At 63.4% G+C, this 10,513-nt stretch carries 10 protein-coding genes; all 10 read right to left on the reverse strand.

Features of this window, described 5'->3' with window-relative positions; translation table 11 throughout:
- Positions 1-123 precede the first annotated feature (123 nt).
- From HX875_RS32355 to HX875_RS32400, 10 genes are read right to left on the reverse strand one after another with little or no spacing between them, the layout of a single operon-like run.
- The gene (locus HX875_RS32355) at positions 124-1,101 is read right to left on the reverse strand and encodes a LysR family transcriptional regulator (protein ID WP_177048991.1); all 978 of its coding nucleotides are present in this window, start codon (positions 1,099-1,101) and stop codon (positions 124-126) included.
- A gap of 52 nt (positions 1,102-1,153) precedes the next feature.
- Positions 1,154-2,089, reverse strand: coding sequence for a peptidylprolyl isomerase (locus HX875_RS32360; RefSeq protein WP_177048992.1), 936 nt, complete (start codon positions 2,087-2,089; stop codon positions 1,154-1,156).
- A complete protein-coding gene (locus tag HX875_RS32365; RefSeq protein WP_177048993.1) occupies positions 2,086-2,574 on the reverse strand; it encodes a YbjN domain-containing protein in 489 nt (162 codons plus the stop codon). Before HX875_RS32365 ends, HX875_RS32360 begins: the two co-directional genes overlap by 4 nt.
- A 20-nt stretch (positions 2,575-2,594) precedes the next feature.
- The gene (locus tag HX875_RS32370) at positions 2,595-3,221 is read right to left on the reverse strand and encodes a DNA repair protein (RefSeq protein ID WP_177048994.1); all 627 of its coding nucleotides are present in this window, start codon (positions 3,219-3,221) and stop codon (positions 2,595-2,597) included.
- 17 nt (positions 3,222-3,238) lie between these two features.
- Positions 3,239-4,942 (reverse strand): putative porin, encoded by a 1,704-nt coding sequence (locus HX875_RS32375; protein ID WP_177048995.1) that lies wholly within the window; start codon positions 4,940-4,942, stop codon positions 3,239-3,241.
- Positions 4,943-4,983: 41 nt separating this feature from the next.
- Positions 4,984-5,691 carry an energy transducer TonB family protein gene (locus HX875_RS32380; protein WP_177048996.1) on the reverse strand — a complete coding sequence of 236 codons (708 nt, stop codon included), beginning with the start codon at positions 5,689-5,691 and terminating at the stop codon, positions 4,984-4,986.
- Between the two features lie 3 nt (positions 5,692-5,694).
- Positions 5,695-6,120 carry an ExbD/TolR family protein gene (locus HX875_RS32385; protein ID WP_102606336.1) on the reverse strand — a complete coding sequence of 142 codons (426 nt, stop codon included), beginning with the start codon at positions 6,118-6,120 and terminating at the stop codon, positions 5,695-5,697.
- A gap of 11 nt (positions 6,121-6,131) precedes the next feature.
- Positions 6,132-7,931 (reverse strand): DUF2341 domain-containing protein, encoded by a 1,800-nt coding sequence (locus tag HX875_RS32390; RefSeq protein WP_177048997.1) that lies wholly within the window; start codon positions 7,929-7,931, stop codon positions 6,132-6,134.
- Positions 7,932-7,955: 24 nt separating this feature from the next.
- Positions 7,956-9,554, reverse strand: coding sequence for a ShlB/FhaC/HecB family hemolysin secretion/activation protein (locus HX875_RS32395; RefSeq protein WP_177048998.1), 1,599 nt, complete (start codon positions 9,552-9,554; stop codon positions 7,956-7,958).
- 59 nt (positions 9,555-9,613) lie between these two features.
- Entirely contained in the window at positions 9,614-10,207 is a 594-nt protein-coding gene (locus HX875_RS32400) for a transposase (RefSeq protein WP_177048999.1), read from the reverse strand.
- Between the last annotated feature and the right edge of the window lie 306 nt (positions 10,208-10,513).

Raw genomic sequence — 10,513 nt, forward strand, 5'->3', positions numbered from 1 at the left:
GCCTAGGCGAGGTGCCGACAGGCGGGGCAGAGCGTTTTGGTTACTTTGCCGCTTTTGCAAAGTGACTCGCTGTAAGAGCGAAACCATAGGCCGCCGTTACCTAAATAACGGATATGTACACAATCAATCAAACCACTCCCCCCTCTCCCGAAACGTATTCCGGATCATCTCCACCACCCACCCCACTTCCTGCGGATGCCGCACCTCAGCACTCACCCCCATCCACACCTGCCGCTGCATCCCCTCCAAAAACACCCCATCCAACGCCGTCAACCCACGGTCAAAACAACTCATATACCGCGGCAACAACCCAATGCACGCACTGCAACGAATCATCTCCAGCATCAGCGGATACGCCTGCACCTGCACCACCCCCGCCAAGCGCTGCTCCACCAGGTTGTTCCAGGGCCGCAACGCCTCCACCTGCCGGTCCGGCTGCCACTGCACCAACATGTAATCCGCGAGGTCTTCAATGCTGTCAGGCCGCACCGCCAACCGCGAATAACGCTTGGCAATATGCGGCGAATAATCCAGCCGCGCCAACACCTGCGGCGCATCGATGGCAAAACTCGGCCCAGCCCCCGGCGACTCCATCCCCGACAACCACACCACCACATCCGCATCCAGCGCCTGCAACGCCAACTCGCTGTCGATGGAAATGATCTCCAGCCGCACACTCGCATTACGTCGCAGCAACGCGATCAAATCACGCCCCAGAATGTCATGCAGGATCGACTCGGCAACCGCCAGCCGAATCAACGGTTGTTCCAGCACCGGCAGGCGCCGCTCATGGGCCAGGGCAATCAGTTGCGCCTGCAACTGCTGCCCCTCGCGGCTGAGCGCCAGGACATTGCCCTGGTAGCTGAACAGCGAGCGGCGCAGTTGCTCTTCCAGTTGCGCCAGGCGCTTGCGCAATTGCGTGGCCTTGATGTTGAGGCTACGCGCAGCCTGCATGAAACAGCCACAGCGCGCGCTGATCAGGAAATACTGCGCCACCTCGGGCTCGATGGCGGCGGCCAGGGCCAGCCAGGCCTCGCGGGACTCGGTCAGCCCGCGATAAGGCGTGGTGCCGTGGGGTACAGCCGGGTCAAGAAATACCATGGGAGACTCCCTGTCTTGTGGGTACTGTGCATCCGATGCGGTCAGGCGTTTTTTACTCCAGCACCTTGTTCAGCTCGGCGCCGTCGATACTCAAGGTGGCGGTGTTGAGCATGCCCTCAAGGTAGGCCTTGGCAATTTGCTCCTGGCGTTGGGCCCGCAGGGCCTCGGTCAGGCGCTCGCGCAGTTCGTCCAGCGTCGCGGTACGCGCCGGTTGTTGTCCGATGAGCTTGAGCACGTGAAACCCCGCCGCACTCTGCACCGGCTCCGAGACCGCGCCGGTCTTGAGCCGCGCCACCACACCGCGCATTTCAGGCACCAGTTGCTGCAATGGCTGCATGCCGGAATCGCCTCCGCGCCGGGCGCTGTCAGGGTCCTGGGAATATTGGCTGGCCAGGGCGGCAAACTCGCCTGGCGATGCCTGCGCCTTGCGGCTCAACTCCTGGGCCTGACGGCGCACGGTGTCGACGGCTTGCGGGTCTGTCACGGCGAGGAAAATCTGGCTGACCTGGTACAACGGCGGCGTCCCCCATTGTGACTTGCCGCTGTCATACGCCTGCTGTAACTCGACGGCGCTGGGGTAATCGGCCGGCACCTGGCTGACCGACAACATGTAGTCGCGAAACACGATCTGTTCGGTGGCGGCACGGGTCTGCTGCTCAACTTCCGGGCGCTGACGCCAGCCCTGGGCATCGGCCTGTTCCAGCACAGCCTTTTGCGCCAGGCGCGAACGCAGCCAGGTTTCCAGCGCACCACGGTTGCCGCGCAATTGCTCACGGGTTTCCACCGGCAGCGCCGCCAGCACCGACTTGAGTTCAAGCAGGTCGATCTGCTGGTTGCCCAGACGCGCCACTGCCGGCCCGTCCTTCACGGCCACCGGCGCCGGCTGCTGGGCTGCGACCGGGTCACTGCCCGGTCGCAGGCTCAACCCCACCGCGACCGCCAGCACCACCAGGGCGCCGGCGCCGACCACAAGGGTTGGTTTCTTCACAGGGCAGGCGCCTCTTCGCGCGCGTCGACAGCTGGCGCGGCTTCGGCCTGGGCCTGAAGCTGGGCGGCTTGCTGGCTGTATTCACGCAGGTAGACGATAAATTCCTGCAGCAGGCGGTCCCACAGTTCCAGCTGGTTGCGCAGGTATGGGGCACCCACGCCCGCCGCCACCACATCCATCTCCATCAGCAGGAACTCACCCTGCAACGACAGCCGCGCAAAGCGGCGGGAGGCGTTCCACACTTGCGCCAGGCCGTCCGGCAACTCGCCCTGTACTCGCAGCGCGCAGCTGTAGGTGAAATCCACATAGCTGCCCTGCTCCGCCGCCGGGTTGCCGAAGCGCACGGCAAAGCCAATGCCCTGGCTGGCGCTGAGCAATTGCACGATGCCGTTCTGCTCGGTCTGGTTGACCCGGTAGCCGGCTTCCTGCAGCAGCTCGGTCAAGGCTTGCGGGGTAACGCTGGTGATCAGTTGTACGTCGCTCATAGTGGTCTCTTCCTTGTTGATCAATGATTAGTGACGGTCTGTGGAGCATCGAACCGATTAAGGTATAGACCATCACCAAAACCCTGGGCGAGTTCCTCGAACTTGACCCGGGTGCTGCTGGCGAACGGTTGGCGGATGCTCATCACGTCGGCCACGTCGATTTTTTCGTAGGCCGTCAGCAACTGCTGGGCCACGCCGTACATCTGTTGATTCTTGACTGAACATTGCTGCACTTGTGTGTCACGTTCCGTGAGTTGCGCCTGCAAACGTGCGCGCTCGGTCTCTTTGCCACGGGCGATAACCAGCAAGTCTTCGTAGGCCTTCTTGAACTTGCCCACCTGCTCGTTGCTGGCAGCCACCTGGGCCTGGGCCTGGCTGTGCAGATTCTGTTGCTGGCCCACCAATTGGTCGGCCACGCCGCGGGTCTTTTCCAGCTCGGCAGTCAGTTGCTTGATCTGCGCCTGGGCCTGTTTGGCCTGGGTTTCGGCAGCGATGCGCGCGGCACTGGCCTGGGCCTGCTCGCTTTGCAGCGCCTGCAACTGCTGGGTGGTGCTGCGCAGTTGGGTGCGCAGGCGCTCTTCCATACCTTCAGCCGAAGCGCCGGTGGTAACGAGCAGTAGAAGCAGGCCGCAAATTCGCGTGTTCATGGGCGTTCTCCGGCGCGTCAAAAGCGCGTGTTGAGTTCCAGTTGCATGACATCCACTTCAAACGGCGCGCCGTACACTTCGGAGGCACTGAGCCAACGGGCGCTGGCGTAGATGTTCTTGTCGAGGCCGTAATTGGCGCCAATGAAATAGCCCTTGGCGTTGGTGCCGCCGAGGTGGAACGAGGAGTCGTTGAAGCCGTCCGGCAAGGCGTCTGGCTGGATGTACTTGTAGCCCGCCAGCACGTTCCAGTCGCCCTTCCTGCGCATCTCCAGCGCACTGCCGAGGGTGAACTGCACCAGCAACGCGTTGCCGCCACTTTCAAACTGGCCATCGCTGTTGATGTTGTTGACGATCTGGCCTTCGCTGCGCTTGAGCATCTCGCCCTTGTCGTAGGCCAGGTTGTGGATGAAGTTGGTCTGGCTGCGCAGCTTGAGGTCTTCCGGCAGCTCGCTGTCCCATGCCAGGTTGAGGTCCAGCACATTGAACTTGGAGGCCAGGCCGACGAATTGCGGTTGCGGGGTCAGGCCGGGCGTTGCCGGGTTGGGGGCGATGTCACGCAGCAGGAACACGCTGTTGCCCTTTTGCATAAACGCCAGGCGTGTGCCGTCGGTGTCACAGGCCGGCTGGCCGGACCACGGCGAGCAAGGGCTGGAGCGTTCGCCCTGGATGTCGCCAAAGTGGTAGTAGGCCATCGAGCCTTTCAGGCTGTTGCTGCGGTTGATCTTCCAGTCGGCGCCGATCTGCCCGCCGAACATCCATTTGTTTTCGCTCTCGTCCTTGTCGAAACCGTTGGTGGTGGCCGTGTCGGGGCTGTACTCCACCGGGAACGCGCCGAGGGTGCCGAACAGACCCCAGTCGCTGTTGAGCTTGTGGTTGAAGATCGCCGCCACACCGTCGAAGTTGAGGTCGCCGGAATACATCATGTCGGTGGAATAAAACGGGTTGGCGAAGCGCCCCGCCGTCAGGGTCATGTAGTCGGTGGTCTTCCAGGTGAGGTAGCCCTGGTCCAGCCAGATGTCTTTCTTGCCAAAGCCGCCCCCCAGGGTCTGGGTGGTGGACACCGGGTTGTTGTCGTTACCGGTGCCGAGGCGAATGCCGGCGGTCCAGTCGGGCGAGATCACGGCTTTCATGCCCAGGCGGGCGCGCAGGCGGAACAGGTTTTCGCGGTCCTCGCGGGTGTTGAGCAACGGCGGCAATTGGGTGTTGGTGTTCTTGTTGACGTCGTAGGGCCCGCTTTGGTTGAGCTTGGCGTAGTCGACGATTTCGTTGCTGTTGTTGCCCGAGAAGTAGCGCGACTCATCCCGCAGGCGAATGTCGCCGTCGAAGCTGATGCGCGAGACCCAGTCCGGGAAGGTGTTGGGCTGGGCCCAGTTTTCCTGCTTGGCGGTGGCCATGACCTCGGCCTTGACCTGGTCGCGAATCTGGTCGCGTACCGCCGCCGGCACGTACTGCACGCGCACATCGCCGGGAGCCGCTGCCGGGCCGGTCGCCGCCACCGCTGTGGCTGCATTGGCCTGGCGGGCTTGCTGGGCTTCTTTCTCGGCCTGGGCGATCAGCCCGTCGGCCTGCTCCTGCTTGAGCACACCTTGCTGCACCAGCAGGCGGATCAGGTTGACCGTGGCGTTTTCCGAAGGTGCGCCAGGGGCTGCCGTCGCCTGCCCGACCAGGGTCGCGATGACCATGCCGACCGCCAGGGTCAATCGATTCACGTGGGAAATCATCTGCACACAACTCCTGTAGAAAACTGCAAAAAAGGGTTCGATCAATCCGGGCGCCGGCCCTTGAGGGACAGGCGTACCGGCAGGGTCATTGAGGCGGGTGTGCGTTCCTTCAGGCGCGGGGTGGCACGCAAGGCCGCCAGCACCTGGGCGTCGGTCTCGGCGTCGCCGCTGGACTTGGCCAGCTCCACGCGGGTCACCTCGCCGTCGGCGCTAAGCCACAGGTCGGCCTGCACCGTGTAGGCCTTCTTGCGCAGCTGCGGGTCTTCCCGCAGCAGGCGCTGGAACACCCCGGCCAGGTACTGCTTGAACGTGCCGGTGCCAAGCCCGCCGCCACCGGAGCCGGCCATGCCGCCGCCCTTGCCGGCACCGATGTTGAAACCGTCGTTGCCGGACTGCGCATCGCCGTCGATCTGCATCGGGTTGGCCAGGTCGTCCGCCGGTGAAGGCGGCGCTTCTTCCTCGGGCTTGACCTCGTCCGGGGTCGGCGTGGGTTCCGGTTCCGGGATTTTTTCCTGCACCTCGGGCTCGGGCTCCTTGGGTTTTTCCGGTGGCGGTGGCGGCGGTGGCGGCAACGGAATAATCGTCGGCACCTTGGGTGCTTCGCGGCGCACGCCACTCATGTCATTGGCCCACTGCCAGAGAAACCAGGCGGCCACGGCCCCCAGCAGCAGGCCGACGCCCCACTTCAGCGGGCGCAACGGCGGCTTGTTCTTGGCCGGCATCGGCGCGATCGGCATCTGTGCGGTCATGGTTCAGCCCTGATTCGGTTTGCCGGTGACCAGCCCGACCTGGGACAGCTCCAACCGGCGCAGCAAGTCGAGGACCTCGATGACCTTCTGGTACTGCACCATGGCGTCGCCGCGCACGATCACCGGGAAGTCCGGGTTCAACGCTTTCTCGATGCGCAGGCGTTCTTCCAGTTCAGGCAAGGTCACCGGGTAAGCATCGAGAAACACCTGGCCGCCATCGTTTACCGAGATGGCCTTGGTCTTGGCCTCCGACAGCGACACCGAGGCGCTGGCCTTGGGCAGGTGAATCTGGATCCCCGAGACCTGGGCGGTGGCGGTCAGGATAAACATCACCAACACCACCATCAGCACGTCCACCAGGGGCGTGATGTTGATGCTGTCGACGGGTGCGTCATCGTCATCGTCGTGGGAGGCATTCACGGAAGCCATGCTGATTCTCCTCAGGCCGGAACGTTGGCGTGGTGGTCGCGACGGTGCGCCGCTTCACTGTGCTGGCTCTCGCCGTGCATCTCCGCCAGGCGAGTGATGAACTCGTCGACGAACACCCGCATGTCGGCGCTGACTTCCTTGTTGCGGGTAATCAGGCGGTTGTAGCCAAACAGCGCGGGGATCGCGACAAACAGGCCCATGGCCGTGGCCAGCAAGGCCGCCGCCATGCCCGGGGCGATGGCGTTGATGTTCACGTCACCGGCCATCGCGGTGCCGAGGAACACCACCATGATCCCCAGCACGGTGCCGAGCAGGCCGATGTACGGGCCGCCGGCGATGGCGTTGGACAAGGTTGAAAGCTTGGCGCCGAGCAACTGGTTTTCCCGGGTACGCACACCGTCCATGGAGCAGCGGATGGCCTCGATGGTGGCCGCCGAAACCGACGAGGTATCGGCGCCCTGGGCGCGGCGGGTACGGATCTCCTTGACCGCCACCAGGTACAGGCGCCACAGCGAGGAATGGGTCAGGCGTTCGGCCAGCAATGCGTCGTCGTAGTACATCTCCAGGCGTGTGCCGATCTGCGCGAATTGCTCGCGGAAGATCTCGTTGGCCGCACTCACGCGGCTCACCTGGCGGTTCTTGCGGACCATGATGAACCACGACTGGACCATCATCCCCACCAGCACCAGGATGATCACCCAGGCATCCACCGGCACGGCCTTGAGCAGGAAACCCAGGCTGCCGAAACCGAAGCCCGACTGTTCCTCATCCACGCCATAGGCCACCAGTTTCGACTCGGCACCCTGGGCCGTGGCATCGGCCAGCAACAGGGCGGCCGGGCGTGCGACTTTGGACAGACGCAGCTCGTCCATGGCCCCGGTAAACGGCAGGTGGCCACTGGCGGCTTCCGGCAGATCGGCACCGATGGCCAGCTGCGAATTGAACGCCGGCATCGCCACGGCGAGGCTCGCGGTTTCACGGCCATTGACGTACAGCGAAACCTTTTCGCCCTCGGCGGTGAACGCCAGGTGCTGCCACTGGCCCGGGTTCAGCGGTTGGGTCGAGACCGCGCGCTGGCCGTCGATTTCGATAAATGGCATGCCCTGGTTCATGCCCAGCAACAGGCTGTGGGCGCCCTCGCGACGGGCCATGACCACTTGCTCGCCGCTGGCCTGGTCGACCCGCAACCAGGCGCTGAAGGTAAACGCGCCGCCCGCTGCGTGTTGCAGTGATGGGCTGGCCGGTAACAGCAATGGCTGGCCACCGAATTGCAGCGCGCGGCCGATCACACCGTCGATGCTCGCACCGGTGGCGTTCACGGCGGTGTTGCCGTAGGCCGTGGTGTCCCGGGGCGGCGTGCCGTTGGCACCGTCAAAGTGATAGAGCGCGGTGTAGTTCGGGTCGAAGGTCAGTTGGCCGTTGGCGGTGGACGGAGCCTTCTGGTTGCCGTAGTACATCCACAGGTCCTGGCGCTGGCCGCCTTCCACCTTGGGCACGTCGACCCAGATCAGCGCCATGCCCATCAGCGGGTCGAAGCTTTCGATCTGGTGGTTGAACACGGTCTTGTCGTCGGCACTGACAAAGCGCAGGTCGGCGCCGTCGTCCTTGACCCCGTCAAAGGTGAAATTGCCGGTGTGCAGGCGCACCAGCAAGGCGGTGCGGCCCAGGGCCTGGTTGATGCCGGCGCCCTGGGAAGTGGTGTCCACCGTGATCTGTTTACGGTAGTGCCAATCGTCCTGCCACCAGGCATGGGCGGTGGCCGGGAGCGCGAAGCCCAGGCAGATCAACAGGCTCAGAAATAGGCGTTGCATGTAAGGAGTCTCCGAAAAAAGGGGTCAGAAAGTCGCCTGCACACTGAAGTGCAGTCGCGAGTCCTGTTTCTGGGTGTTTGGGCCATCGAGCAGCGGGTAGCCCCAATCCAGGCTGCCGGACAACCACTTGCTCAAACTGGCGCGGGTGCCCAGGCCGACACTGGCCAGGCTGTATTCGTCTTCCTGCTCGGGCAGCGGGTCATGCAGGCGCAGGCGCGCGCCTTCGGCAAACGCGTAGAAGCGCCACTCCTGCACGTAGCTGCCGAGGAACTTGGCCAGGGACGGCGTGCGCAGTTCCTGGGACAGCAGGTAGCCTTCGTCGCCGGTGCGCTCGGCGGCGAGATAACCGCGCACCGAGGTGGCGCCGCCGGCGGAATATTGCTCGTTGGACACCAGCGGCCCCGAGGCCAGCTGGAAGCCGGCCTTGGACGCCGACTGCCAGTCGTTGCCGAAGGTGTAGGTGTAATTCAGGTCGCCCTTGAGCACGGCGAAACTGGGGCTGGCCTGGTCGCGCTTGTACTGGAACTCTTCGGCGTCGCTGCCGTAGCCAAAAAACGCGCGGGTGCCGACTATCATGTTCAAGCCCAGGCCCAGTTGGGACTGCTCGGTGTAGCGGTAGCCGTTGTAGCCGAAGGTCAGGGGGGCGTACTTGAGCGGAATGTCGTCGGTGCTGCCGCCAAACTTCATCTCTTCCTTGAAGTCCTTGAAGTCCACACCGGCCGAGAACGAGTTGGCCCAGTTGCCGCTGGCCGGCAGGCTGTAGATCGCCGCCACGCCGTAGGAATGGCCTTTGCCCAACACGTTGCTGCCGCCGATGGTGGCGATGTTGCTGTCGGACTGGTAGCCCGAGAACTGCAGGCTCCAGCGATCACTCAGCGGCGCGGTGTAGGAGCCCGACCAGACCTTGGCGTTGTCGCTGTCCTGGGGCGCCGTAAAGTAGGTCAGGGAAATGCTGTGGCCCAGTTGCCAGAGGTTGTCGTAACCCAGGGTGGCGACACTGCGCAATTCCTTGGTGTCGGCGCTGTAGTCGTTGTTCAGGCCGAGGCTGGCGTGCCACGGGTTCTGGTCTTCCACCTGCAGGTCGACGTCCATGGTGCCGGGGCGCTGGCCTTCGCGAACCAGCGGCGTGACCTGGCGCCCGACGCCGCGATTGAGGCCGGCGAGTTGGGTTTGCACGCTGGCGAAATCCGGTACGGCGCCCTCCTTCAGGCCCGGCACTTCGTCGCGGATTTCCACCGGTGAATAATGTTTGGCGCCTACCACGCGGACGCGGCCGACCTTGGTCTCGCTGACTTGCAGGTAGACGATACCGTCGTCGACCTTCTGCTCCGGCAGTTCGACAAACACCGACTGATAGCCGCGTTCCTGATAGATTTTCTGCAAGGCATCCCGGGCGCCTTCGATATCGGCCAGGGTCTTTTGCGGGCCGAGAAACGGGTACACCGCTTCTTCGATCGCGCGGGCGTCGAGCACGGTATTGCCGCGCACGAAGTACTCGTTGACGTCCACCAGCCGTGCCGGAGCTTCGGGCTGGGCGCCCTGCTCTTCGGCCTGTACCGGTTGCGCCAATGCGCCCAGCGTCAGCCAGCACAGCGCCAGCGTTGATTTGAACAGATGCTCCACACCGCCCCCTGGTTTACTCAAGATGATTGCCGTCGCCGTTTGCCCGGCGTTTGGCCTGTTCAATTGCTGGATATCGAGGTGTTGCCGTGCCGTGCGAGCCAGGTGTGCAGCAGGGCGAAGTTCAGGGAGAACTCCGGCATGTGCAGCAAGGCGCCGCAGAACACTTCGCCGATGATTTTCTGGATCAGTTGCACCGCCCGTGGGTTGTCCAGGAACGTGGCGATGTCGCGTTGCAGGAGGTTGATGCCCCAGACTTTCTGGTTCAGGTCGAGGCCGACGAACCAGCGGAACAGCAGGTTGTAGTTGAGTTGTTCGTGCAGTTGCTGTTCGTTGGGGACCGAGTACAGGAGTTGCAGCAGCAAGATCTGCAAGACGGTCTGGGGGGCGATCTGGGTGCCCGGTTCGGCCTGGAGCAGGTCGCGGTGGTGGTCGAGGATGTCGTCGATCTGCGGGCGCAGCAGGACCAGTGAATGGCCTGCGGGGATGTAGCTGGAGACTTCCTTGAGCGCGCCTTGCCAGTCTTCCTGGGAGACGATCCATACCCACGGTGCGCCATAGCGGTAGACCGAGACCGGTTTTTTGCGCGCGGCTTCGACGATCTTTGACAGGCGCTGGTCGAGCTCCTGCATGCCGACTTTCGAATAACGTTCCATAGTTCCCATTCGCCCCACTCCTGGCATCCTGCTTACGGCTTTGGCATCGCCTGTTTTGGCGTTGTTGAGCGCGTTACATAGCCAAGACCGGGGGCACCGGGGACTACCGAACTTTTGTCATAAAAGCTTCTTTTTTTGGGTGGGGGTGGTGGTGTGGGCATATCCGTTATTCAGGTAACGGCCACTATGGGTTCCGCTCTTACAGCGGCTCACTTTTGAAAAGCGCAAAAGTAAGCAAAACGCTCTTGCCCCACCACTCGGCACCTCGCCTAGGCTCGGTGTGCCCGCACTCCGGTATTACTCCGC

Origin of the sequence: Pseudomonas yamanorum (assembly GCF_013386765.1) — a bacterium.
Taxonomy (GTDB): Bacteria; Pseudomonadota; Gammaproteobacteria; order Pseudomonadales; family Pseudomonadaceae; genus Aquipseudomonas; species Aquipseudomonas yamanorum_A.